Origin of the sequence: Streptomyces sp. NBC_01788, assembly GCF_035917575.1 — a bacterium.
Classification (GTDB): domain Bacteria; phylum Actinomycetota; class Actinomycetes; order Streptomycetales; family Streptomycetaceae; genus Streptomyces.
The window spans coordinates 3,202,339-3,226,955 of the sequence record NZ_CP109090.1 but is presented as its reverse complement, the minus strand read 5'-3'; the positions used below and the strand labels follow the sequence as shown (position 1 = coordinate 3,226,955).

Genomic DNA, 24,617 nt, shown 5'->3' with positions numbered 1-24,617 from the left:
GTTGGCGGTGGGCGGAGTTGTCCACAGGCAGTTGTCCACAGGGCTGGCCGGGACGGTGCGCCGTCGGCACAGTGGAGGCATGCACGGGTGGTGGCAGGACCTCACCGACCTGATGCTGCCGACCGACTGCGGAGGCTGCGGCAGGCCCCGTACGGTGCTCTGCCCTCGGTGCCGTGCCGCCCTGAGCCACGGCGCACCACGCCGGGTGCGCCCGGGGCCGGAGCCGTACGGGCTTCCGGCGGTGTACGCGGCGGCGCGGTACGCGGACGCGGCGCGGGCGGCCCTGCTCGCCCACAAGGAGCGGGGCGCACTGGCTCTCGCCCGCCCGCTGGGCGCGGCGCTGGCGGGTGCGGTAGGGGCCGGGCTGCGCGCGGCCGGGGTGGGATCGGCGGCGGATGGAATGGCGGGGAGAACGGGAGCGGGTGCCGGGGCGGCCGTGCTGCTCGTCCCCGTGCCGTCCGCGCGGCGGGCGGTGCGGGCCCGGGGGCACGATCCCGCGCGGCGCATCGCGCTCGCGGCGGCCGGTGAGCTGCGCCGGTCCGGGACGCCGGCCCGGGCCCTGCCGGTGCTGCGGCAGCGGCGTGCCGTGGCGGACCAGTCGGGGCTGTCCTCCCGGCAGCGGCTGGAGAACCTCGCCGGCGCGCTGGAGGCGGCCGTGGGCGGTGCGCGGCTGCTGCTGAGCGGTCCGGTGGTGCTGGTCGACGACGTCATGACGACGGGTGCCTCGCTGACGGAGGCGGCGCGGGCGGTGACGACGGCCGTGTACACGGCGCGGGTCCGGGAAGGGATGAGGAAACGGAAGCCGGGATCACGGCAGAAGGAGGGGAACCCGATGTACTGCCCACCGGAAATGGCGGGAGAGCGGGGAGCCGGTGTGGTGATCTGCGCGGCGGTCGTCGCGGCCTCTCCGGATTCCTTCGGAATAGAACGGAACTGACTGAGAACTTGCATCGTTGCAGGTAATGAGCGGGTCAATTCACCTGAACGGAGGTACGCGGCAGTAGAGGGTGACGTCATCCGTCCGGGCGAGATATGTTCGGGATGTGAGGGAAAGGCGCAGGCCATCCCCGCCATATCCGAATGCCGTGCTGCGGGTTTTTCGCCATCACCCGTACCGGTCGGGTGGAGATCTCGCCCGCGGGGGAGGAGGAGGTGGACGTCACCGAGTCCGAGGTTCCGGAGCTCACCGGAACCGGGTGCACAAGGGAGATGCTCCGCCGTCGGAGCGGAGCGATCCGGGAACGGAGTTCTGCGTGGACATCGTCGTCAAGGGCCGCAAGACCGAGGTGCCCGAGCGGTTCCGCAAGCACGTGGCCGAGAAGCTGAACCTGGAGAAGATCCAGAAGCTCGATGGCAAGGTGATCAGCCTCGACGTCGAGGTGTCCAAGGAGCCCAACCCCCGACAGGCCGACCGCTGCGACCGGGTGGAGATCACCCTCCGCTCCCGCGGTCCGGTGATCCGGGCGGAGGCGGCGGCCAGCGATCCGTACGCCGCGCTCGACCTGGCGGCGGAGAAGCTCGGGGCCCGGCTGCGCAAGCAGCACGACAAGCGTTTCTCGCGGCGTGGCGCACGCCGGATCTCGGCCGCCGAGGTCCCCGACCACGTCCCCGGTGCGGCCACGCTGAACGGCAGCGGTCAGACCGCCACGGAAGCGGACGCGGGCCAGGTGCCCACCAAGAAGGTCGGCTCGCTGGAGGTGCAGGGGGACGGACCCCTCGTCGTGCGCGAGAAGACCCACGTCGCTGCCCCGATGACCCTCGACCAGGCCCTCTACGAGATGGAACTGGTCGGGCACGACTTCTATCTCTTCGTCGACTCCGAGACCAAGGAACCCAGCGTCGTCTACCGGCGGCATGCTTATGACTACGGAGTGATCCACCTCAGGACGGACACGATGGTCACTCAGGCGCCCGAGGCGGGCGGCACGCTGGGCGGTTGAGCCACCCGGCCGGCAACAACAGCTGTGACGGTGCCCCTGGAGCGCGGTGTGCGCCCCCAGGGGCATCGGTGTGCGCCCCCTTCACACGGCGCTTGGTCACCGCAGTGCCGGCCGGACATGGAATCATGGCGGCAACGGCCCAACCGATGGGCCGTTGCCTTGGGTTGGCCACAGCACCACAGACCGGGCCACAGCCTCAGGGGGAGGAACAACGATGGCGGACAGCTTCGGACCGATGCGGGCCGGGGACGCCGACGGCGGCGCCGTCGGCGTGGGACCGGAAGCGGGGACTGCGCGCAAGGAGCCGATCAGAGTCCTTGTCGTGGACGACCATGCCCTCTTCCGCCGAGGCCTGGAGATCGTGCTCGCCGCTGAGGAGGACATCCAGGTGGTCGGAGAGGCGGGCGACGGCGCCGAAGCCGTCGACAAGGCCGCCGACCTGCTGCCCGACATCATCCTGATGGACGTCCGCATGCCCAAGCGCGGCGGGATCGAGGCGTGCACGTCCATCAAGGAGGTCGCGCCCAGCGCCAAGATCATCATGCTGACGATCAGCGACGAGGAGGCCGACCTCTACGAGGCGATCAAGGCCGGCGCCACCGGCTACCTCCTCAAGGAGATCTCCACGGACGAGGTGTCCACCGCGATTCGCGCCGTGGCCGACGGACAGTCGCAGATCAGCCCCTCCATGGCGTCGAAGTTGCTCACCGAGTTCAAGTCGATGATCCAGCGGACCGACGAGCGCCGTCTCGTCCCCGCTCCCCGGCTGACGGACCGTGAGCTGGAGGTGCTCAAGCTCGTCGCCACAGGGATGAACAACAGGGACATCGCCAAGGAGTTGTTCATCTCCGAGAACACGGTGAAGAACCACGTCCGCAACATCCTGGAGAAGCTCCAGCTGCACTCCAGGATGGAGGCCGTGGTCTACGCGATGCGGGAGAAGATCCTGGAGATCCGGTAGCGCCCGGCGGCGCTGCCCGGACGGTCAGCCGACGGCGCGGGCCAGCTCCAGCACGAGGGGCTCGCGCAGCTCGGGCGCTTCCACCCGCTCCACGCGCACGTCCGTGCAGTCCACCCAGCTCGCCGCCTCGACGAGCGCCTGGGCGACCGCGGGCACGGACCGGACGCCGTCCAGGGTGACCTGCTTGGCCACGAGGGTGCGGCCCTCCCGGGCGGGGTCCACACGGCCGACGAGACGGCCGCCGGCGAGCACGGGCATCGCGAAGTAGCCGTGGACCCGCTTCTGCTTGGGGACGTAGGCCTCCAGGCGGTGGGTGAAGCCGAAGATCCGCTCGGTGCGCGCCCGCTCCCAGACCAGCGAGTCGAACGGGGACAGCAGCGTGGTGCGGTGGCGGCCGCGTGGGGGCGTCGCCAGCGCCTCCGGGTCCGCCCAGGCCGGCTTGGACCAGCCCTCGACCGTGACCGGGACCAGCCCGGAGTCCCCGATCACCTCGTCGACCTGCTCGGTCTTGAGGCGGTGGTAGTCCGCGATGTCCGCGCGGGTGCCCACGCCCAGGGACTGGCCGGCCAGCCGGACCAGCCGGCGCAGGCACTCGGTGTCGTCCAGCTCGTCGTGCAGCAGCTCCCCGGGGACGGCGCGCTCGGCGAGGTCGTACACCCGCTTCCAGCCCCGGCGCTCCACGCAGACCACCTCGCCGTACATCAGGGCGCGCTCGACGGCGACCTTGGCGCCCGACCAGTCCCACCACTCGCTGGTCCTCTTGGCCCCGCCCAGCTCCGTCGCCGTCAACGGGCCCTCGGCGTGCAACTGCTTGACGACCTGCTCGTAGGCGCCGTCGGGCAGTTCGTGGTTCCAGTGCGGGCGGTTGCGGTAGGCGCGGCGGCGGAAGGCGAAGTGGGGCCACTCCTCGATGGGCAGGATGCAGGCGGCGTGCGACCAGTACTCGAAGGCGTGCGGACGCTCCGACGGCGCGCCCGTGGACGCGGCCGTCCAGTAGGCCCGCTCGACGGTCCTGCGGCCGACCGCGCCCAGGCGGGCGTAGGGCACGAGCTCGTGGGAGCGGGCGAGCACCGAGATGGTGTCGAGCTGGACCGCGCCGAGGTGCCGCAGGACGCCGCGCACGCCGGACCGCCGGTCGGGCACGCCGAGGAAACCCTGGGCGCGCAGGGCTAGGCGGCGGGCTTCGTCCGCCGAGAGGTCGGTGCTGGGACGCGGGAGCGAGGTCATGGCCCGCACGATAGAGGGCGGCACCGACAACGCGGGCTGAGCTGCGCTTTCGCCGCCGGCCGCCGGTGCACACGAAAGCGGCACCGTCGGCCGCCGGTGCGCACGAGACCTCAGCCGGCCATCAGCCGCCTTCCGTCAGCCGTCAGTGGACACGAAAGCCGGCAGCCGACGGGCGGCAGGTCACTAGGCCGGCGCGGGCAGGTACGGCGCCGCCGAGGGCAGGCTCAGGTCGGACGGCAGCAGGGAGCCCACCCAGCAGTCCCGTCGTACCCCCTTGTTGTTGAGCCCCGAGCGGAGGATGCCCTCCACGGTGAAGCCGACCCGTTCGGCGACCGCGCGGGAGGCGTGGTTGCCGACCTCGGCGCGCCACTCCAGGCGGTCCACGGCGAGCTGGGTGAAGGCCCAGCGGGCGACGGCGAGGGAGGCCTCGGTCACGTAGCCGTTGCCGCGGTGCTCCTTCGTGGCCCAGTAGCCGATCTCGGCCTCGCCCAGCGACCGCATCGTCATGCCGAGCGTGCCCACGAGGTCTCCCGAGGCGCCGGCCAGGAAGAGGCCGAAGGTGAACATCGAACCGTTGGCCCAGCCCACCGGGACCATGTCCTCGGTGAAACTCCGCGCGTGCTCGGGCAGGTACGGCGAGGGGAGCTGGGAGAGCCAGCGCTGGATGTCCGGGTCCTGCGCGGCCGCGTACACCGCGTCGGAGTCCCCGGGAAGGAGCGTGCGCAGGAGCAGACGGTCCGTGGTGAGCGTGACGGGTTCCATCGCCCGATTCTGCTCGGGGGGCCGCGAGGGCCGCCATACTTTTTCCCGGCGTGCCACGGGCCGACCGCATCCCCACCGCGCGAAGAAGTGATCACAATTCGCGCAAATCGCCGCCGGAACACGGCACCATCCGCGCCCCCCGGACGTTGTCCCCGTGGAGGCCCCGCGAAGCTGCGGACGGGTGGCCTTGCGGCAGGCCCTCCCGGCTCGGCCGTGTCCTCGCATACGATGGCCGTTGCTCAGTACGTCAATGGAAACCAACCGTCCCAGGCCCGACCGGCAAGGAGACCAACCCCCGTGTCCGTCCTCTCGAAGATCATGCGTGCAGGCGAAGGCAAGATCCTGCGCAAGCTGCACCGCATCGCGGGCCAGGTCAACTCCATCGAAGAGGACTTCGTCGCCCTCTCCGACGCCGATCTGCGTGCCCTCACCGATGAGTACAAGCAGCGGTACGCGGACGGCGAGAGCCTGGACGACCTGCTCCCCGAGGCGTTCGCCACGGTGCGCGAGGCGGCCAAGCGTGTCCTCGGCCAGCGGCACTACGACGTCCAGCTGATGGGCGGCGCCGCCCTGCATCTGGGTTATGTCGCCGAGATGAAGACCGGCGAGGGCAAGACCCTGGTCGGCACCCTGCCCGCCTACCTGAACGCGATCTCGGGCGACGGCGTGCACATCATCACGGTCAACGACTACCTGGCCGAGCGCGACTCGGAGATGATGGGCCGCGTCCACAGGTTCCTGGGTCTGTCCGTCGGCTGCATCCTCGCGAACATGACGCCGGCCCAGCGCCGCGAGCAGTACGGCTGCGACATCACCTACGGCACGAACAACGAGTTCGGCTTCGACTACCTCCGCGACAACATGGCGTGGTCCCAGGACGAGCTCGTCCAGCGCGGCCACAACTTCGCGATCGTCGACGAGGTCGACTCCATCCTCGTCGACGAGGCCCGTACGCCGCTGATCATCTCCGGCCCGGCCGACCAGGCCACCAAGTGGTACGGCGACTTCGCCAAGCTGGTCACCCGCCTGAAGAAGGGCGAGGCGGGCAACCCGCTCAAGGGCGTCGAGGAGACCGGTGACTACGACGTCGACGAGAAGAAGCGCACGGTCGCCATCCACGAGGCCGGTGTCTCCAAGGTCGAGGATTGGCTGGGCATCGACAACCTCTACGAGTCGGTGAACACCCCGCTCGTGGGCTACCTGAACAACGCCATCAAGGCCAAGGAGCTCTTCAAGAAAGACAAGGACTACGTCGTCATCGACGGCGAGGTCATGATCGTCGACGAGCACACCGGCCGTATCCTCGCCGGCCGCCGCTACAACGAGGGCATGCACCAGGCGATCGAGGCGAAGGAGGGGGTGGACATCAAGGACGAGAACCAGACGCTCGCCACGATCACCCTGCAGAACTTCTTCCGCCTCTACGGCAAGCTCTCCGGCATGACCGGTACGGCGATGACCGAGGCCGCCGAGTTCCACCAGATCTACAAGCTCGGCGTGGTCCCGATCCCGACCAACAAGCCGATGGTCCGCAAGGACCAGGCGGACCTGATCTACCGCACCGAGGTCGCCAAGTTCGAGGCGGTCGTCGACGACATCGCCGAGAAGCACGAGAAGGGCCAGCCGATCCTGGTCGGCACCACCTCGGTGGAGAAGTCGGAGTACCTCTCGCAGCAGCTCAGTAAGCGCGGCGTCCAGCACGAGGTGCTCAACGCCAAGCACCACGAGCGCGAGGCGTCGATCGTCGCCCAGGCCGGCCGCAGGGGCGCGGTGACCGTGGCGACGAACATGGCCGGCCGCGGTACGGACATCAAGCTCGGCGGCAACCCGGAGGACCTCGCCGAGGCGGAGCTGCGCCAGCGCGGCCTCGACCCCGAGGAGCACATCGAGGAGTGGGCGGGGGCCCTGCCGGAGGCGTTGCAGCGCGCCGAGGCGGCGGTCAAGGCCGAGAAGGACGAGGTCGAGCGGCTCGGCGGCCTGTACGTGCTCGGCACCGAGCGGCACGAGTCGCGTCGTATCGACAACCAGCTGCGCGGTCGTAGCGGCCGTCAGGGCGACCCGGGCGAGTCCCGCTTCTACCTCTCCCTGGGCGACGACCTGATGCGTCTGTTCAAGGCGCAGATGGTCGAGCGCGTGATGTCGATGGCGAACGTGCCGGACGACGTGCCGATCGAGAACAAGATGGTCACGCGCGCGATCGCGTCCGCCCAGTCGCAGGTCGAGCAGCAGAACTTCGAGACGCGCAAGAACGTTCTCAAGTACGACGAGGTGCTCAACCGGCAGCGCGAGGTCATCTACGGCGAGCGGCGCCGCGTCCTGGAGGGCGAGGACCTGCAGGAGCAGGTGCTCCACTTCATGAGCGACACCATCGACGCGTACGTCGGCGCGGAGACCGCCGAGGGCTTCCCGGAGGACTGGGATCTCGACCGGCTGTGGGGCGCCTTCAAGCAGCTCTACCCGGTGAAGATCACCATCGAGGAGCTGGAGGAGGCGGCCGGGGACCGCGCGGGTCTGACGGCGGAGTTCATCAGCGAGTCCATCGAGGACGACGTCCGCGAGCAGTACGAGGCCCGCGAGGCGCAGCTCGGCTCGGAGATCATGCGTGAGCTGGAGCGCCGGGTGGTGCTGTCGGTGCTGGACCGCAAGTGGCGCGAGCACCTCTACGAGATGGACTATCTCCAGGAGGGCATCGGCCTGCGCGCGATGGCGCAGAAGGACCCGCTGGTCGAGTACCAGCGCGAGGGCTTCGACATGTTCACCGCGATGATGGAGGGCATCAAGGAGGAGTCCGTCGGCTACCTGTTCAACCTGGAGGTCCAGGTCGAGCAGCAGGTCGAGGAGGTGCCGGTCGAGGACACGAAGCCGGTGGCCGACCTGGAGAAGCACGACGCGGTTCCGGCGCAGGCCGGCGCGCGCCCGGAGATCCGGGCCAAGGGGCTGGACGCGCCGCAGCGGCGTGACCTGCACTTCTCGGCGCCGACCGTGGACGGCGAGGGCGGCATCGTCGAGGGTGAGTTCTCCACGGACGGCGAGCCCGTGCGCTCGGAGGCCGACGGCCTCACGCGTGCGGAGCGGCGCAAGCAGGCGAAGGCCGGGCGCCGCCGCAAGAAGTGACCGCCGCTCACTGAGACATCCGGCAGCGGCCGGGGAAGGGCCGGGCACCCTCGGGGTGTCCGGCCCTTCGGTTTGGCCGCGGTTCGCCGTCAGGGCAGGTCGTCCCTCGTGCGAGGCATGCGAGGGCCGCCCAGTTCCACTGCGGTGCAGCGCCAGCGCCGGTCGCGGCCCTGTTCCAGGCGGAACGCCATCGCGCGCAACTGGTCGCCCGCGCCGATGCGGGCGAAGGCCTCCACGGCGCCCGGGCGGGGCTCGTAGTAGCCGATGTCGCGCACGACGGGGCGGGCGCCGCGGGTGCGCAGCGTGCCGCGCTCGGCGAGCCACGCGAGCTCGTCGTAGGCGCGGCCCGCGGTGTGCCGCAGCATCCAGTGCACGGGCCGCTGCCCGCTGAGCACGGCGAGCAGCCGATCGGCGAACAGATCGGTGGCCATGGGCAGCGAAACGGCCCGCGCGGCACCGGGAGCCCCGGCCTCCGCCGGGGCGGGTCCGTCGGCGCCGATCCCCGCCGCGAGGGCGGTCTCACCGACGCGGACGCCTGCCGCGCGGGCTGCTCCACGTGCGCGGATGCCCGCCGCGCCTGCGGCACCCGCGGCAAGGGCCGCGTCCGCGTCGGCGCCGGGCACGGACCGGTAGGCACCCGCCCGAAGGACTCGGGCCGCGTCCCCTGTGCGACCGGGGGCGGCCCCGGAACCTACGCCCGCGCGGGCTGCCGGGTCGGTGCCTGTGTGTGCCGTTCCCGTCCTGTGGGACTCGACCGGGTCGACGGGTGGGCTCGTCGGGGCGGCGGTGCCGTTCGGCCTCGGTACGGGGCCTCCTGAGGCCCGCGTGCCGGTACGCGTCCGGCGGGGGCCGAGGGGGGTCGCTGGGGGGCGGGTGTCCCGGGGGCCGGTGGGGAGCGCGGGGGTGTGGCGGGGCGGGGGGTTGTCGTCGGCTGTGCGGGGGAGGGTTCCTCCCGGGGTGCGGGGTGGGTGGCCGCCGGGGCGGCGGGGGTCGCGGCGGCCCGGCGGGTGGGCGCCCGGGCGGCGCTGGGTCCTGGTCATGACCTTGTTCATGGGTCCCCGTTCGGTGTCGTGCCCGGCGTCGGCGCCCACAGGCATGGGCCGGCCCAGGGCCGACCCGTTCGTACCGGGCAGTAACTTCCTGCTGGGGCTCTTGTACGGGTCCGAGGGCGCCGCGGCAAGGAAGGTCCGGCGCGCGTCGGACCGTGGACCAGTTCACCCCTCCGTGTGATCGTGAGCGTCGTCGGCCGTGCGGGGACTGGGGTGTACCGGGTGAGACGAGGGGTGTGCGGTGGACGGACAGGAGGTGTGGCCGGGGACTCGAAAGGGGACTCCCGCACGTATCCTGAAGGCCGTCCGGGCGGCGAGCCCTCCGACCACGAAAGCGGCCTGCCATGCGTGTCTACGTCCCCCTGACCCTCTCGGGCCTCGCCGAGGCGCACAAGACGGGGGAGCTGGGGACAGAGGCGCTCACCGCGTACGCCGTGACGCCCGCGCTGCGCGAGTGGTGCCTCTCCGACGACATCGAGGAGCTGGAGTACGCCGCGCTGAACCGGGCCGCGCTCGCCTCGTTGCGACTGCTGGCACTGGACCCGGGCGCCCCGCGGCGCCGCGTGGTGGTCGCCGTGGACGTGCCCGACGGCGCGGCGACGGCCGACCCCGACCGCGGGCTCGACCCGGCCGCGCTCGGCGAGGTCCGGGTGGCCGGCCCGGTGCGGCTGGCCAAGGCGGCCGCCGTGCACGTCGACGGCGGTGACGCGGAGGCGGACGTGACCGCCGCGGCCGGGGCCCTGGGGGCGGCGGACGCGGACGACGACGACGCCCAGTTCGTCGTGGACGGCGCCGAGGACCACGAACTGCTCTGGTACGCCACGCAGGAGATCCCGAACCTGGTGGGGCTCGGCGGCTGAGGCCCGCGGACCGCGACGGCACACGCGACCTGACCACGGCTCGCGACCCGCCGCTCTCCTGATTGTCAGTGGCGGCGGGTACGTTTTCCGGTATGGGGAAACAGTCAGGGGCGCACATCGTCTGGGACTGGAACGGCACGCTGTTCCACGACAACGACGCGGTCATAGGCGCGACGAACGCGGCTTTCGCCGAGCTGGGCATGGAGCCGATCACACTGGAGCAGTACCGCGCGCTGTACTGCGTGCCGATCCCGAAGTTCTACGAGCGGCTGCTGGGCCGGCTGCCCACCGAGGCCGAGTGGGACGCGATGGACGGCGTCTTCCACCGGTACTACTCCGAGCACCGCACCGCATGCGCCCTGACCGAGGGCGTCGTGGACCTGCTCACCGGATGGACGTCGGCCGGGCACAGCCAGTCGATCCTCAGCATGTACGGGCACGAGGACCTCGTCCCGCTGGTCCGGGGCTTCGGGATCGAGGCGCACTTCCTCCGGGTGGACGGGAGAACGGGGAGATCCGGCGGCAGCAAGGCCGAGCACATGGTGCGGCACCTGGGCGCGCTGTCCGAGACGGTGCACCCCGCGCGCACGGTGGTGATCGGGGACGCGGCGGACGACGCGGTGGCCGCGCGGCGCGTCGGGGCGCGGGCGGTGCTCTACACCGGCGGCTCGCACAGCCGGGCCAGCCTGGAGGAGGTCGGCGTGCCGGTGGTGGACACCCTGCGGGAGGCGGTCGCGGAGGCGCAGCGGCTGGCCGACTGAGCGGCGCGCGGCACGCGGCGAGAGGCACGGGAGGAGCGGGGGGAGAAGCGCGGACGGACCGGCGCAGGAAGACGCGGGAGAGGACGCGGGGGAGCAACGGGGTGAGAAACGTGGAGTGGGAAGCGCGCAGCGGGAAACTGGAAGGCGGGGCACGGCGGGGTCCGGTGGAGCCATACGCCGCCTTCGCCGGCACCACCCCTGTGCAGAACGTCAAACTTCCACCCCCGGTTTTGTACACATACGGCTCATGACGGGCCCCCCGTGAGGAGCGATAGCCTTGTGGCGTGATCAGCGCGATAGTTCGCGGGGGCATCGTCGCCTCCGCTGTGCGCCCGGTGAGCACGGACCGTATCCGTGTCCGGGCGGCGGTCGCTGGTCCTCGCGGGCGGGAAGGGGCCATGGAGGCCCCCGGGACGCCGCGTCATCCACGGGTACGGGCGCGGCGGAGAGCAGCGTCACACCCGTCGGACGCGTCGAACATGACTGATATCCCCCCGCTCATCTCACTTTCCGGCATAGCGTCGAAGCACACCGGACATCCCGGGCCGCGGCGTCACGCCGGAGAGGAAGAGACCGTACTTCCTTCTACGTCACGCAACGGCGCGCGACAGGAGCCAGAGGACAATGCAGACCAAGCTGGACGAAGCCAAGGCCGAGCTGCTCGAGAGGGCCGCCCGGGTAGCTGAGAACAGTCCGCTCGGGGGACACGCCCCGACCGGGTCGACGGGCGAGGGCATGCCGGACCGGGAGTCCGTGCTCGCGTTCCTCCAGCGCTTCTACCTGCACACCGCCCCCGAGGACCTCGCCGACCGCGACCCGGTCGACATCTTCGGCACCGCCTACTCCCACTACCGTCTGGCCGAGAGCCGCCCGCAGGGCACGGCCAACGTCCGGGTCCACACCCCGACCGTCGAGGAGAACGGCTGGACGTGCAGCCACTCCGTCGTCGAGGTCGTCACCGACGACATGCCCTTCCTCGTGGACTCCGTGACGAACGAGCTGACCCGCCAGGGCCGTGGCATCCACGTGGTGATCCACCCGCAGTTCGTGGTGCGCCGTGACGTCGCCGGCAAGCTCATCGAGGTGCTGCCCACCGCGGCGCCCGGCGAGGAGCTGCCGCACGACGCGCACACCGAGTCCTGGATCCACGTCGAGACCGACCGCGAGACCGACCGCGCCGACCTCAAGCAGATCACCGCCGACCTGCTGCGCGTGCTGTCCGACGTCCGCGAGGCCGTCGAGGACTGGGAGAAGATGCGCCAGGCGGCGACCAGCCTCGCCGAGGACCTGCCCGGCGAGCCGGCCCCCGGCGACCTGCGCACGCAGGAGGTCGAGGAGGCCCGCGAGCTGCTGCGCTGGCTGTCCGACGACCACTTCACCTTCCTCGGCTACCGCGAGTACCGGCTGCGCGACGACGACTCCCTGGCCGCCGTCCCCGGCACCGGTCTCGGCATACTGCGCGCGGACCCGCCGCACGCCGGCGACGACAGCCACCCGGTCAGCCCGTCCTTCGAGCGGCTGCCCGCCGACGCCCGCGCCAAGGCGCGCGAGCACAAGCTGCTGGTGCTGACCAAGGCCAACAGCCGGGCCACCGTCCACCGGCCGTCCTACCTGGACTACGTGGGCGTCAAGAAGTTCAACGACAAGGGCGAGGTCGTCGGCGAGCGCCGCTTCCTCGGCCTGTTCTCGTCCGCCGCCTACACCGAGTCCGTGCGCCGGGTCCCCGTCATCCGCCGCAAGGTCGAGGAGGTCCTGGAGCTCGCCGGCTTCTCGCCCAACAGCCACGACGGGCGCGACCTGCTGCAGATCCTCGAGACCTACCCGCGCGACGAGCTCTTCCAGACCCCGGCCGCCGAGCTCCAGGCGATCGCCACCTCCGTGCTGTACCTCCAGGAGCGCCGCCGGCTGCGCCTGTACCTGCGCCAGGACGAGTACGGCCGCTACTACTCGGCCCTCGTGTACCTCCCGCGTGACCGCTACACCACCGGTGTCCGCCTGCGGATCATCGACATCCTGAAGGAGGAGCTGGGCGGCACCAGCGTCGACTTCACGGCCTGGAACACCGAGTCGGTGCTCTCCCGGCTGCACTTCGTCGTCCGGGTGCCGCAGGGCACCGAGCTGCCGGAGCTGTCCGACGGCGACAAGGAGCGCATCGAGGCCCGCCTGGTCGAGGCCGCCCGCTCCTGGACGGACGCCTTCTCCGAGGCGCTGACGGCCGAAATCGGCGAGGAGCGCGCCGCTGAGCTGCTGCGCCGCTACTCGGGCGCCTTCACCGAGGGCTACAAGGCCGACCACACCCCGCGCGCCGCGGTCGCCGACCTGTGCAACCTAGAGCAGCTGGGCGAGGACAAGAGCTTCGCGTTGAGCCTGTACGAGCCGGTGGGCGCCGCCCCCGAGGAGCGCCGGTTCAAGATCTACCAGAAGGGCGGCTCGGTCTCCCTGTCCGCCGTGCTGCCGGTGCTCAGCCGGCTCGGCGTCGAGGTCACCGACGAGCGGCCGTACGAACTGCGCTGCGCGGACCGTACGACGGCGTGGGTGTACGACTTCGGTCTGCGGATGCCGAAGGAGTCCGCCGGTATCGGCGACCACCTCGGCGACGACGCCCGCGAGCGCTTCCAGGACGCCTTCGCCGCCGCCTGGACGGGCAAGGCGGAGGTCGACGGGTTCAACGCCCTGGTGCTGGGCGCCGGGCTGACCTGGCGTCAGGCGATGGTGCTGCGCGCCTACGCCAAGTACCTCCGCCAGGCGGGCTCGACCTTCAGCCAGGACTACATGGAGGACACCCTCCGCAACAACGTCCACACCACCCGGCTGCTGGTCTCCCTGTTCGAGGCGCGGATGTCGCCGGAGCGCCAGCGCGCCGGGCACGAACTCGTGGACGCGCTGCTGGAAGAGGTCGACGCGGCCCTCGACCAGGTGGCGTCCCTCGACGAGGACCGGATCCTGCGGTCCTTCCTCACCGTCATCAAGGCGACCCTGCGCACCAGCTTCTTCCAGGAGGCGCAGGGCGGCGGGCCGCACGAGTACGTGGCCATGAAGTTCGACCCGCGGGCCATCCCGGACCTGCCGGCGCCGCGCCCGGCGTACGAGATCTGGGTGTACTCGCCGCGGGTGGAGGGCGTGCACCTGCGCTTCGGCAAGGTCGCCCGCGGTGGCCTGCGCTGGTCCGACCGGCGCGAGGACTTCCGTACCGAGATCCTCGGCCTGGTCAAGGCGCAGATGGTGAAGAACACCGTCATCGTGCCGGTCGGCGCCAAGGGCGGGTTCGTCGCCAAGCAGCTGCCCGACCCCAGCGTGGACCGGGACGCGTGGATGGCGGAGGGCATCGCCAGCTACAAGACCTTCATCTCGGCGCTGCTCGACATCACCGACAACATGGTCGCCGGCGAGGTCGTGCCCCCGCAGGACGTCGTGCGGCACGACGGTGACGACACCTACCTGGTGGTCGCCGCCGACAAGGGCACGGCACGGTTCTCGGACATCGCCAACGAGGTCGCCCAGTCGTACGACTTCTGGCTCGGCGACGCCTTCGCCTCCGGCGGCTCGGCGGGCTACGACCACAAGGGCATGGGCATCACCGCCCGCGGCGCCTGGGAGTCGGTCAAGCGGCACTTCCGTGAGCTGGGCGTGGACACCCAGTCCCAGGACTTCACGGTCGTCGGCATCGGCGACATGTCCGGTGACGTGTTCGGCAACGGCATGCTGCTGAGCGAGCACATCCGCCTGGTCGCCGCCTTCGACCACCGGCACATCTTCATCGACCCCGAGCCGGACGCGGCCGTCTCCTACGCCGAGCGCCGCCGCCTGTTCGAGCTGCCGCGCTCCTCGTGGGAGGACTACAACGCCGAGCTGATCTCGGCCGGCGGCGGGGTGTTCCCGCGTACGGCCAAGTCGATCCCGGTCAACGCGCACATCCGCGAGGCCCTCGGCATCGAGGCCGGTGTCACCAAGCTGACCCCGGCCGACCTGATGCGGGCGATCCTCAAGGCCCCGGTGGACCTGCTGTGGAACGGCGGCATCGGCACGTACGTCAAGGCGTCCACCGAGTCCCACGCCGACGTCGGTGACAAGGCCAACGACGCCATCCGCGTCGACGGCCGCGACCTGCGGGTCCAGGTCGTCGGCGAGGGCGGCAACCTGGGCTTCACCCAGCTCGGCCGGATCGAGTGCGCGATGCAGGGCGCCCGGATCAACACCGACGCCATCGACAACAGCGCCGGTGTGGACACCTCCGACCACGAGGTGAACATCAAGGTCCTGCTGAACGGCCTGGTCGCGGAAGGCGACATGACGGTCAAGCAGCGCAACAAGCTGCTCGCCGAGATGACCGACGAGGTCGGCGCCCTGGTGCTGCGCACCAACTACGCGCAGAACACGGCGATCGCCAACGCGCTCGCCCAGTCCAAGGACATGCTCAACGCCCAGCAGCGCTTCATGAAGCACCTGGTGCGCGAGGGCCACCTGGACCGGGCGCTGGAGTTCCTGCCCACCGACCGGCAGATCCGTGAGCGGCTGGCCGCGGGGAGCGGCCTGACCGGTCCGGAGACGGCCGTCCTGCTGGCGTACACGAAGATCACGGTCGCCGAGGAGCTGCTGCACACCTCGCTGCCGGACGACCCGTACCTGCGCGGCCTGCTGCACGCCTACTTCCCGGCCCCGCTGCGCGAGCAGTTCGCCGAGCGGATCGACAACCACCCGCTGCGCCGTGAGATCACGACGACCGTCCTGGTCAACGACACGGTCAACACGGGCGGTACGACCTATCTGCACCGCCTGCGGGAGGAGACCGGCGCGTCGCTGGAGGAGATCGTCAGGGCGCAGACGGTGGCCCGCACGATCTTCCGCTCGGCTCCGGTGTGGGACGCGGTCGAGGCGCTGGACAACAAGGTCGAGGCCGATGTCCAGACCCGTATCCGCCTGCACTCGCGCCGACTGGTCGAGCGCGGCACGCGCTGGCTGTTGAACAACCGGCCGCAGCCGCTGGAGCTCGCCGAGACCGTCGAGTTCTTCTCCGAGCGGGTCGGGCAGGTGTGGGCGGAGCTGCCCAAGCTGCTCAAGGGCGCGGACCTGGAGTGGTACCAGCAGGTCTACGACGAGCTGTCCGGCGTCGGCGTCCCGGACGAGCTGGCCACGCGCGTGGCCGGGTTCTCCTCCGCCTTCCCGGCGCTCGACATCGTCTCGGTGGCCGACCGCATGGACAAGGACCCGATGGATGTCGCCGAGGTGTACTACGACCTCGCCGACCGCCTGCACATCACCCAGCTGATGGACCGCATCATCGAGCTGCCGCGTGCCGACCGGTGGCAGTCCATGGCCCGTGCGGCGATCCGTGAGGACCTGTACGCGGCGCACGCGGCACTGACCGCGGACGTGCTGGCCGCGGGCAACGGCACCGCCACGCCGGAGCAGCGCTTCAAGGTGTGGGAGCAGAAGAACGGGGCGCTCCTGTCCCGGGCGCGTTCCACCCTCGAGGAGATCCGCGGCTCGGACGCGTTCGACCTGGCCAACCTGTCGGTGGCGATGCGGACGATGCGCACGCTGCTGCGCACGCACTCGTAACACGCGGGAGGCCGACCCGTACCCGAGGGCGCCCCGGACCGGAAAGGTCCGGGGCGCCCTCATGCCGTCCACGCTCCCGCCCACGCCGTCTTCCTGCCGTCCAGGAAACGCCGCACGCCGAATTTACCCTTTCCGGCTAAACGGGATCATTCGTATAAAGTTGCCGCGTGAACTCCCTCGGCAGTCGCACCCGGCTCCTGCGTCATGCGCACCGCGCCGCCTGAGGCACCGTCAGCGGATGCGGCCGTCGCCCGGCCGTCCACCGCCCCGGCAGGGGCCTACGCGCCCCGCGTGGCCGCCGCCTTCCTCGTCGCCCTGCTGCTCCTGATGGTCGTCCGGCTGCCCTGGGCCGGCGACCTGGGCATGCACGCGGCGACCATCCAACGGCTGCGCCACAGCCTGTTCCACCCCGGCAATCCGCTCGTCGACGCCGACACCCCGAGCCCGTACTACTCGCCGTGGATGGTGCTGCTCGGCTGTGTCGCCCGGGCCGGCGGGCTGTCGGTGTTCGTGGTGCTGCGGCTCGCCGCGCTCGCCGGGCTCACGCTGCTCGCGACGGGCGTCTGGCGGTACGTCAGGACGCTGAGCGCGCACCGGGCCGCGCCCGCCCTGGCAGCCCTGAGCCTGGTGCTCCTGTGGGGTACGGAGCTCATCAACTGGAGCGGCTTCCTCTCCCTCAACTCCCTCGCGCTGACGGTGTCGTACCCGAGCGTGTTCGCCCTCGGCCTCGCCTTCCATCACTGGGCCTGGCTCACGCGGGCGCTGCGCACGGCGGCCGGGTGGGAGGTGTGGCTGGGGCTCGGGGCGCTGTGGGCGCTGATCCTGCTGTGCCATCAGTTCACCGGTGTCGTCGCCACGCTCGGCGGTCTCGCCGCGGTGCTCGCGGCCCGCCCCCCGCGGGCCCTGTGGCCGCGGCTCGGCGCCGGGGCGGCCCTGGGGCTGCTGGTGCTGTGGCTGTGGCCGTACTACGACTTCTTCGCCCTGTTCTCGGCCGGAGACGATCTGGAGGAGGTGCACCGGGCTCTCTACGAGGAGTTCCTCGGCCGCTACTGGCTGGCGCTGCTCGGAGTGGCCGCGCTGGTCCCGCGGTGGCGGCGCGACCGGCGCGACCCGCTGGTGATCTTTTTCCTGCTGGGCGCGCTGATGTGCGCCGCGGGCTTCGTCACCGGCCACTACGCCTGGGGCCGGACCCTGCCCGCCGCCCTCGTCCCGGCGCAGCTCGCCGCCGCGCTGGAGGTGGTGCACAGCGGCCCGCGGACCGTGCGGATCCGCTGGGCGTGGGTGCTGGGCGGCGCGCTGGCCCTGGGCGCGTGGGCCCAGGCGGGCGTGCTCGGGTACGCGGTCGGGCGCGAGGCGCTGCCTGGCGTGCTCGCGGCCGGCTACACCCGGACGTGGAACGGGTACTACTGGATCACTCCGTACGTGAAGTACGGGGACGTGGTCATGGCCCGGGACCTGCCCTCCCGGCTGATCCCGGCCTACGGCCCCTACACCGTCGCCCCCGGCTACCCGGACTTCTTCCTGCCGGACGAGTCGCGGCGGGAGTGGGCGGTGCGGCGCTACTACACGCGCCGCACGCCGGAGGACGTACGCCGGGACATCCTGCGCACCTATGACGTGCGCTGGGTCGTGGACCGGAGCACGCCCCGCCGCGATCCGGAACTGCGCGTGGTGACCCGCGGTCCGGACGGGCAGATCCTGTACGCGGTGACGCCCTGACCGGCCCGCCGCGGGCGTGGGGCACGGGCTACCGCTTGGCCTTCTTCTTGTCGGAGCCGCCCGTGAAGGCCTCGTAGGCCCCGAGGACCTCCTCGGTGGGGCCGTCCATGCGCAGTTCGCCGCGTTCCAGCCACAGGACGCGCTCGCAGGTGTCGCGGATCGAGGAGTTGCTGTGGCTGACCAGGAACACCGTGCCGGCCTCGGCGCGCAGCTCGCGGATCCGCTCCTCCGAGCGTCGCTGGAAGGAGCGGTCACCGGTGGCCAGCGCCTCGTCGATCAGCAGGACGTCGTGGTCCTTGGCGGCGGCGATGGAGAAGCGCAGCCGGGCGGCCATGCCGGAGGAGTAGGTGCGCATCGGGAGCGTGATGAAGTCGCCCTTCTCGTTGATGCCGGAGAAGTCGACGATGTCCTGGTAGCGCTCCCTGATCTCCTCGCGGGACATGCCCATGGCCAGTCCGCCGAGGAGGACGTTGCGCTCGCCGGTCAGGTCGTTCATGAGGGCCGCGTTCACGCCGAGCAGCGAGGGCTGGCCGTTGGTGTAGATCCTGCCGTTCTCCACGGGCAGCAGTCCGGCGACCGCCTTGAGCAGCGTGGACTTGCCGGAGCCGTTGGTGCCGATCAGGCCGATGGCCTCGCCCTTGTAGGCGACGAACGAGACCTTCTTGACCGCGTGCACCCGGCGTACGCCGGCCGCCTTCTCCGCCTTCTCGCGGCGCAGGATCCGGTTGAGGGCGGCGGTCGCGGAGCCCCGGCCGGAGCCGGTTCCGTTGACCCGGTAGACGATGTCGACCCCGTCGACGACGACGGTGGGGACCTTGTCGGTGTTCAGCTCAGCCACGGCCGTACGTCTCCTCAGCCTTCCAGAAGTAGATGAAGCCGCCGACCCCGGCGAGCAGGGCCCAGCCCACTGCGAAGGCCCACACATGGTGGGGGAGCTGGTGGGCCTTGAAGCTGTCGATCAGCGCGAAGCGCATCAGGTCGATGTAGACGGCGGCCGGATTGGACTGCAGCAGCACCTTCAGCACGTGCGGCATGTGGGTGCGGTCCAGCGTCTTGTCGATGCTCCACATCACGCCGGAGATGTACATCCAGGTGCGCAGGAGGAACGGCATCAGCTGGGCGATGTCCGGGGTCCTGGCGCCCATCCGGGCCATGATCATGGAGACGCCGGCGTTGAACACGAACTGGAGCAGCAGCACCGGGACGACCAGCGCCCACGACATGGAGGGCGTCATGCCGAAGCAGAACAGGATCACCACCAGGGCGACCATCGAGAACAGCAGTTGCTGGAGCTGCTGAAGCGCGAAGGAGACCGGCAGCGCGGCCCGCGGGAAGTGCAGGGCCCGCACCAGGCCGAGGTTGCCGGAGATCGCCCGGGTGCCCGCCATGATCGAGTTCTGGGTGAACGTCCAGATGAACACGCCCGTCACCAGGAACGGGATGTAGTCCGCGACGCCGCGGCTGGTGCCCATGAGGATGCCGAAGATGAAGTAGTACACCGCCGCGTTCAGGAGCGGGGTGGCGACCTGCCAGATCTGGCCGAGCTTCGCCTGGCTGTACTGGGAGGTGAGCTTGGCGGTGGCGAAGGCGCTGATGAAGTGGCGCCGCGCCCAGAGCCGGCGGACGTACTCGGGCAGGGAGGGGCGGGCGCCGCTGACCGACAGGCCGTGGCGAGTGGCGAGCGCCGAGAGGGGGTGCTCGGCCGCGGTCGGTGTGTGGGGCGGTGTGTGGAGGGCCTGGCTCACATCCGCTGCTTTCGCTCGGGGGGAGGTGGTGCGGGGGTCCGGCTCCGGGTCGCCGATCGTTTCCTTACGGTTCTCTTTACGTTTTCTTACGTCGGAACGGGACCGTATCGTCGCAACGTGAGCGTACGGCGAAGGCACGCCGCAACGCAACCGTTTCGTCGTAACGCCCTATGCTTGGCCCCATGACGACGAACGCCGACGAGCCCCAGACGCGCCCCCGCCGGGTCCCCGCCGGAGCGGCCGTGCTCCGCGAGGATGTGACGGAGGCGATCCGTGCGGCGGTCTTCGAGGAACTGGCGTCCGTCGGCTACGCGCGGACGTCCATCGAGGGGATCGCGCGGCGCGCGGGCGTCGGCAAGACGGCCGTCTACCGCCGGTGGCGTTCCAAGCTGCATCTGGTGCTGGACATCGTCTCGGCGCTCGCCGTGCAGGGCCTGCCCGCGCCGGACACCGGCTCCCTGGAGAGCGATCTGCGGCTGCTGTACGAGGTGACCTCCCGGGCCCTGCGCCACCCCATCGCCTCGCAGATCATCCCCGACCTCCAGGCGGAGGCGGCCCGCAATCCGGACATCGCCGAGGCCATGCAGAAGGCCCTGCGCGACGGTCAGGAGAGCGTGGCCAGCAGCATCCTGGCGGCGGCCGAGCGCCGTGGCGAGATCGGCCCCGATCTGGACCGGGACCTGGCCCTCGACCTGATCTCGGGCCCGCTGTACTGGCGCGCGGTCGTCATCCGCACGCCGAAGCTCCCCAAGGGCTACCTGAACGCCCTCGCCCACGGCACGGCCGAGGCGCTCAAGGCCCTCTGACCACGGGGCCACGCAGGGGAGGGCGCCACCGGGTCCGCGGGCGGGCGGACCCGGTGGCGCCCTCAGGCGGTGTCAGGGCCGGGAGTGGTGGTGGAGCCAGCCCTCCCAGGCCGTGGTGATCATGTCGCGGAGGTCGCGGCGGGCCTTCCAGCCGAGTTCCGTGGTGATCCGCTCGGCGGAGGCGACGACGCGGGCGGGGTCGCCGGGGCGGCGGGGGACGACCGTCGGAGGGCTGTCGTAGCCGGTGACGGCGTTGATCGTGTCGATCATCTCGCGCACCGAGACCCCCTCCCCGCTGCCGATGTTCAGCGTGAGGTCGCGACCGGGCGAGGAGCGCAGGGCGCGCGCCGCGGCCACGTGGGCCTCCGCGAGGTCCGCCACGTGGATGTAGTCACGGACGCAGGTGCCGTCCGGCGTGGGGTAGTCGTCCCCGAAGATGAGCGGGGGCCTGCCCTCGGTCAGCCGTTCGAAGACCATCGGGACCAGGTTGAAGACCCCGACGTCCGCCAGCCCCGGGTTCGCCGCGCCTGCCACGTTGAAGTACCGCAGGGACGCCGTCGACAGTCCCGTCGCCCGGCCGGTCGCACGCACCAGCCACTCGCCGGCCAGCTTCGTCTCGCCGTACGGCGACATCGGCACGCACGGCGTCTCCTCCGTCACCAGGGCATCGTCCCGCGCGGCGTACGGCATGCCGTACACGGCCGCCGAGGAGGAGAACACGAAGGACCCGACCCCGGCCTCCGTCACCGCCTCCAGCAGGACCCGCAGGCCCTCGACGTTCTGCCGGTAGTAGAGCAGGGGCTGCTCCACCGACTCGCCCACCTGCTTCTTCGCCGCCAGGTGGACGACACCGGTCACTTCGTGCTCGGCGAGGACGCGCGCCACACGGTCGCCGTCCAGCGTGGAGCCCTCCACCAGCGGGACGCCCTGCGGGACGCGCTCGGCGATGCCGGTCGACAGGTCGTCGTACACCACCGCCCGCTCGCCCGCCTCGGTCATCGCGTGGACGACGTGCGCTCCGATGTAGCCGGCGCCGCCGGTGATCAGCCAGGTCATGCGGGCGTCTCCTCGTCAGTTGGCCCAGGTCGTCGCGGGAATGCGGATCGTGGCGCGCTCACCGGGACGCGGCCCGGTGGAGCAGACGGCTCAGTCTGCCCCGCAGCACGGACGTCACCCCGCTCAGCCCCGCCGCCAGCCGCAGCGCCAGCGCGCCGGAGTGCGTGGCGTAGGGCTGGACCAGCAGGACGCCGTAGCGCACGCTCGGTACGACACGACGGCGCAGCAGACCGGCGCCCGCGTGCGCCGTCACCTCACGGCTCGCGCCGTCGGTGAACCGCACCCGCAGCCGCAGGTCCCAGGTGCCGGCCCCCAGTCCCGCGAGCTCCACGACCGTCTCGGCCGACCAGGTGCCGTCCTCGGACGGTGTGAGCGGGACGGCGGCGTGCTGGACCGTGCGCCCCGCCTCACGGTGCCGCCACTCCACCTCCACGGCCTCGGGCCCGGCGGACGCCACCCTGCCGTACAGGTCGTGCAGGCGCAGCCGCAGCAGGCTGGTGCTCGCGTGGGGGCGCAGTTCCGCGTCCACGGCCAGCGGCAGGACGTGGAGCGGCCGGACCAGGTAGGGCTCCAGGCTGACCTGGGGAAGATCGTCTGCCCAGACGGGGGCGCCGTCCTTGTCCCTGGCGTAGGGCGGACACAGCCGGGACGGGCGGGCGGCGAACTCCTTCAGACGCGCCAGATCCCGCGGCTCGGGCGACGCGAGAATCACCCGTCCGAGTAGGCGTCCGGAGGCCGTCGGGTTGACCGCCCAGTCGGCCGCGTCGTACTCGCCGAGGTATTCCCGCGTGTGGTCCCACCACGCGCGCCGGTACTCCGCGTCGCGCAGGCCCAGCTCACGCGCGTACATGCGCAGTTCGTGGTCGAGGAACTTGGCTCGGGCCGCCCGCGCGAGCTCCTTCTGACCGGCGTTCAGCAGGATGTCGTACGCCGACCGGCTGGCCTCGGTGCGCGCGTGCCAGTTCTCGATGTCCGAGCGGTCCAGCGAGATCGACAGATGTCCGGCCGACCGGCGTACGTTCCACACGTAGACCTGGTCCGGGATGAGGGCCATGCGCGGCCCGGCGGCCAGCACACGCGCGGTGAACACGAAGTCCTCGTAGGGGAAGCGTCCTTCGGGGAAGCGGATCGCGTGCTCGCGCAGGAAGTCGGTGCGGTACAGCTTGTTGACGCACAGGGTGTCGTGCACGAGGCGAGGGAGGTGCGCGGGGCGCGCGAGGACGGCGCCCTCGGCGTACAGCTTGCCCTGCCACGGCACTTCGCGCCCGGAGGGCAGCTCGCGGCGCACGCACAGGCCGCTGACGACCTCGGCCTGCTCCTCGCGGGCGGCGCCGAGCAGCGCGTCCACCGCGCCCGGCGGCAGTACGTCGTCGCTGTCCAGGAACATCACGTACGACGTCGTGACCGCGTCGATGCCGGCGTTGCGCGGGGTGCCGCAGCCGCCGCTGTTCTCCTCGCGCCGGATCACCCGCACTCTCGGTTCGGCCGCGGCCAGCCGGTCGAGCAGCTCGGAGGTGCCGTCGGTCGAGCAGTCGTCGACGGCGACGACCTCGCTGACGGAGGGGCCCTGCGCGAGTGCCGAGCGCACAGCATCGGCTATGTGGGCGGCGTCGTTGTAACCGATCACGACAACGCTGACGTCGGCTGAAAGGTGGGGCTGCAGAGGCATGGAGTCCACGAGCGGGAATAGTAGGGGCGGTCGGTAATCTCCCGTTAAGAGGGACTTAGAGTCCCGTGCGGAAGACGGTGTGCGCCCGACTCGGGTTCCCCTTCCTGCGTCATCAATTTCGTCGATCGCCACAACCGGGCAAAAGAGAATAGCGCGGCGGCGGCCAGCAGACCGTTGCGCATGACCATGAGCGCGCAACCTTTCCACGTGCAGGACGCCACCTGGTGGTACAGCGCGGGATAGGCGATCACGCTGACCAGACTCGCCAGTGCGATCAGCGCGGCGGCCGGCCGCTGCGTGGTCAGCGGCGACGTCAGGCACACCGCCGCGAGGCCGAGCAGCCACACCATGTACTGCGGGCTGATCACCCTGCTGGTCACGGTGAACAGCAGGACGGCGCTCAGCGCGGCGTCGTACGGGGTCGCGGGCGTCCAGTGCCGGGCCCGGATCCGCCACAGCAGCAGCAGTCCGAAGGCGCTCGCCGACAGGGCCAGCGAGAGATGCGCGACGGTGGAGACGTACGGACCGGTGAACTCCAGGGCCCCGTACCGGTAGCGCACCCGTCCCGGCCAGCCGGCGTGCGTGGCCAGCGCGAGCGCGGTGCCGCCCAACGACTCGATCTGCACGCCCCGGCCGCCCTGCTGGCGAGCAAAGGCGAGCGGGTTCCTGAACAGGACGGCGAGGACGGTCAGCACGACGGCGCCGGTGGCGGCCGCCCAGGTCCACGCCGAGCGGGTCGGACGGCCCCGGGGGAGTCCGAGCAGCGCCAGGACCGGCCACACCTTCACCAGGGCGCCCAGCGCGGCGAGCGCGCCGCACGCGCGCGGGGAGCGCGACAGGGCCAGCAGGGACAGCACCGCCAGGGCGGTCGCCTGGACGTCGTAGCGGGCCAGCGGGACGTGCAGCAGCAGGGGCAGGCCCAGCGTCCAGTAGCCGGCCCCGCGCAGGCTGCTGTCCGGCCGGGTGCCCGCGTGCGCCAGCGCCAGCGTGACCAGCGCGTCGACGGCGACGGTGAGCACCACGAACGCCTGGAAGTAGGTCAGGCCCGGCAGCAGCGCGGGCGACAGCAGCACCGGACCGGCGCCCGGCGGGTACTGCCACAGCGTGTCGTGCGCCGGGAACGCGCCGTGGGACAGCAGCACGTACCAGTGCTGGTACAGCTTCCACACCTCGCGCGCCACCGAGCCCCGGCCGAGCAGGGGCAGTCCGTTGTGGGCGAGCAGCCACAGCATCAGGGCGCGCGTGAGGAGCCAGGCGGCCGTCAGGCCGAGGAGGCGGTGTCTCGTCGACGGGCGCGCGGGAAGACGCGTCACGCTCTGGAAGGCACTCATCACGGCGGATCGTAATCCGATGGAAAGCCGTATATGTGCTGATACGCTTCCTGGTGTC

General features: G+C 71.3%; 17 protein-coding genes. 9 read left to right on the top strand and 8 right to left on the bottom strand.

The features are described from left to right. The first annotated feature begins 79 nt into the window (after positions 1-79). The 3 genes from OIE49_RS14710 (at position 80) to OIE49_RS14700 (ending at position 2,901) form a co-directional block, all read left to right on the top strand. Positions 80-937: a ComF family protein gene (locus OIE49_RS14710; protein WP_326802716.1), complete on the top strand. Its 858-nt coding sequence runs from the start codon at positions 80-82 to the stop codon at positions 935-937. Between the two features lie 316 nt (positions 938-1,253). After that, complete coding sequence (hpf, locus tag OIE49_RS14705) at positions 1,254-1,940, top strand: ribosome hibernation-promoting factor, HPF/YfiA family (protein WP_326802715.1); 687 nt, start codon at positions 1,254-1,256, stop codon at positions 1,938-1,940. A gap of 214 nt (positions 1,941-2,154) precedes the next feature. After that, positions 2,155-2,901 carry a response regulator transcription factor gene (locus tag OIE49_RS14700; protein ID WP_326802714.1) on the top strand — a complete coding sequence of 249 codons (747 nt, stop codon included), beginning with the start codon at positions 2,155-2,157 and terminating at the stop codon, positions 2,899-2,901. A 24-nt stretch (positions 2,902-2,925) separates the two neighbouring features. Here OIE49_RS14700 and OIE49_RS14695 read toward each other — a convergent pair whose 3' ends face one another. Both OIE49_RS14695 and OIE49_RS14690 read right to left on the bottom strand, forming a co-directional pair. Then, positions 2,926-4,128 carry a winged helix-turn-helix domain-containing protein gene (locus tag OIE49_RS14695; RefSeq protein ID WP_326802713.1) on the bottom strand — a complete coding sequence of 401 codons (1,203 nt, stop codon included), beginning with the start codon at positions 4,126-4,128 and terminating at the stop codon, positions 2,926-2,928. A 183-nt stretch (positions 4,129-4,311) separates the two neighbouring features. Then, positions 4,312-4,890, bottom strand: a complete 579-nt coding sequence (locus tag OIE49_RS14690) for a GNAT family N-acetyltransferase (RefSeq protein ID WP_326802712.1) — start codon at positions 4,888-4,890, stop codon at positions 4,312-4,314. A 297-nt stretch (positions 4,891-5,187) separates the two neighbouring features. On the opposite strand from OIE49_RS14690, the gene secA reads away from it, so the two are divergent. Further along, positions 5,188-8,004 carry a preprotein translocase subunit SecA gene (gene secA, locus OIE49_RS14685; RefSeq protein WP_326802711.1) on the top strand — a complete coding sequence of 939 codons (2,817 nt, stop codon included), beginning with the start codon at positions 5,188-5,190 and terminating at the stop codon, positions 8,002-8,004. A gap of 89 nt (positions 8,005-8,093) precedes the next feature. Here the strand turns inward: secA and OIE49_RS14680 are convergent, their stop codons facing one another. Then, the gene (locus OIE49_RS14680; RefSeq protein ID WP_326802710.1) at positions 8,094-8,627 is read right to left on the bottom strand and encodes an Rv3235 family protein; all 534 of its coding nucleotides are present in this window, start codon (positions 8,625-8,627) and stop codon (positions 8,094-8,096) included. Positions 8,628-9,397: 770 nt separating this feature from the next. Between OIE49_RS14680 and OIE49_RS14675 the strand changes: the two genes are divergently transcribed. The 4 genes from OIE49_RS14675 to OIE49_RS14660 all read left to right on the top strand — a co-directional run bounded on the left by OIE49_RS14675 (position 9,398) and on the right by OIE49_RS14660 (position 17,952). Continuing rightward, on the top strand, positions 9,398-9,913 hold the full coding sequence (locus tag OIE49_RS14675) for a DUF6912 family protein (protein WP_326802709.1): 516 nt from the start codon (positions 9,398-9,400) through the stop codon (positions 9,911-9,913). A gap of 92 nt (positions 9,914-10,005) precedes the next feature. After that, positions 10,006-10,674 (top strand): HAD family hydrolase, encoded by a 669-nt coding sequence (locus OIE49_RS14670; RefSeq protein WP_326802708.1) that lies wholly within the window; start codon positions 10,006-10,008, stop codon positions 10,672-10,674. A gap of 624 nt (positions 10,675-11,298) precedes the next feature. After that, positions 11,299-16,233 carry an NAD-glutamate dehydrogenase gene (locus OIE49_RS14665; RefSeq protein WP_326802707.1) on the top strand — a complete coding sequence of 1,645 codons (4,935 nt, stop codon included), beginning with the start codon at positions 11,299-11,301 and terminating at the stop codon, positions 16,231-16,233. Positions 16,234-16,437: 204 nt separating this feature from the next. Beyond that, on the top strand, positions 16,438-17,952 hold the full coding sequence (locus tag OIE49_RS14660; protein WP_401743363.1) for a hypothetical protein: 1,515 nt from the start codon (positions 16,438-16,440) through the stop codon (positions 17,950-17,952). A 28-nt stretch (positions 17,953-17,980) separates the two neighbouring features. Here the strand turns inward: OIE49_RS14660 and OIE49_RS14655 are convergent, their stop codons facing one another. Further along, positions 17,981-18,790, bottom strand: a complete 810-nt coding sequence (locus OIE49_RS14655) for an ABC transporter ATP-binding protein (RefSeq protein WP_326802706.1) — start codon at positions 18,788-18,790, stop codon at positions 17,981-17,983. Continuing rightward, on the bottom strand, positions 18,783-19,697 hold the full coding sequence (locus tag OIE49_RS14650; RefSeq protein WP_326802705.1) for an ABC transporter permease: 915 nt from the start codon (positions 19,695-19,697) through the stop codon (positions 18,783-18,785). Before OIE49_RS14650 ends, OIE49_RS14655 begins: the two co-directional genes overlap by 8 nt. Positions 19,698-19,879: 182 nt before the next feature. On the opposite strand from OIE49_RS14650, the gene OIE49_RS14645 reads away from it, so the two are divergent. Next, positions 19,880-20,503, top strand: a complete 624-nt coding sequence (locus OIE49_RS14645; protein WP_326802704.1) for a TetR/AcrR family transcriptional regulator — start codon at positions 19,880-19,882, stop codon at positions 20,501-20,503. Between the two features lie 72 nt (positions 20,504-20,575). Here the strand turns inward: OIE49_RS14645 and galE are convergent, their stop codons facing one another. The 3 genes from galE to OIE49_RS14630 are packed head-to-tail and all read right to left on the bottom strand — an operon-like array spanning position 20,576 to position 24,559. After that, the gene (gene galE / locus OIE49_RS14640) at positions 20,576-21,559 is read right to left on the bottom strand and encodes a UDP-glucose 4-epimerase GalE (RefSeq protein WP_326802703.1); all 984 of its coding nucleotides are present in this window, start codon (positions 21,557-21,559) and stop codon (positions 20,576-20,578) included. Between the two features lie 58 nt (positions 21,560-21,617). After that, entirely contained in the window at positions 21,618-23,228 is a 1,611-nt protein-coding gene (locus OIE49_RS14635; protein ID WP_326806232.1) for a glycosyltransferase family 2 protein, read from the bottom strand. A 44-nt stretch (positions 23,229-23,272) separates the two neighbouring features. Next, on the bottom strand, positions 23,273-24,559 hold the full coding sequence (locus tag OIE49_RS14630; protein ID WP_326802702.1) for a glycosyltransferase 87 family protein: 1,287 nt from the start codon (positions 24,557-24,559) through the stop codon (positions 23,273-23,275). Positions 24,560-24,617 lie beyond the last annotated feature (58 nt).

Excerpts from the sequence above, each read along its gene's own strand:
- OIE49_RS14710 (WP_326802716.1), top strand. The coding sequence starts at position 80 with ATGCACGGGTGGTGGCAGGACCTCACCGACCTGATGCTGCCGACCGAC.
- OIE49_RS14700 (WP_326802714.1), top strand. The coding sequence starts at position 2,155 with ATGGCGGACAGCTTCGGACCGATGCGGGCCGGGGACGCCGACGGCGGC.
- OIE49_RS14695 (WP_326802713.1), bottom strand. The coding sequence starts at position 4,128 with ATGACCTCGCTCCCGCGTCCCAGCACCGACCTCTCGGCGGACGAAGCC.
- OIE49_RS14690 (WP_326802712.1), bottom strand. The coding sequence starts at position 4,890 with ATGGAACCCGTCACGCTCACCACGGACCGTCTGCTCCTGCGCACGCTC.
- OIE49_RS14675 (WP_326802709.1), top strand. The coding sequence starts at position 9,398 with ATGCGTGTCTACGTCCCCCTGACCCTCTCGGGCCTCGCCGAGGCGCAC.
- OIE49_RS14670 (WP_326802708.1), top strand. The coding sequence starts at position 10,006 with ATGGGGAAACAGTCAGGGGCGCACATCGTCTGGGACTGGAACGGCACG.
- OIE49_RS14665 (WP_326802707.1), top strand. The coding sequence starts at position 11,299 with ATGCAGACCAAGCTGGACGAAGCCAAGGCCGAGCTGCTCGAGAGGGCC.
- OIE49_RS14660 (WP_401743363.1), top strand. The coding sequence starts at position 16,438 with ATGCGCACCGCGCCGCCTGAGGCACCGTCAGCGGATGCGGCCGTCGCC.
- OIE49_RS14645 (WP_326802704.1), top strand. The coding sequence starts at position 19,880 with ATGACGACGAACGCCGACGAGCCCCAGACGCGCCCCCGCCGGGTCCCC.
- galE (WP_326802703.1), bottom strand. The coding sequence starts at position 21,559 with ATGACCTGGCTGATCACCGGCGGCGCCGGCTACATCGGAGCGCACGTC.
- OIE49_RS14635 (WP_326806232.1), bottom strand. The coding sequence starts at position 23,228 with ATGCCTCTGCAGCCCCACCTTTCAGCCGACGTCAGCGTTGTCGTGATC.
- OIE49_RS14630 (WP_326802702.1), bottom strand. The coding sequence starts at position 24,559 with ATGAGTGCCTTCCAGAGCGTGACGCGTCTTCCCGCGCGCCCGTCGACG.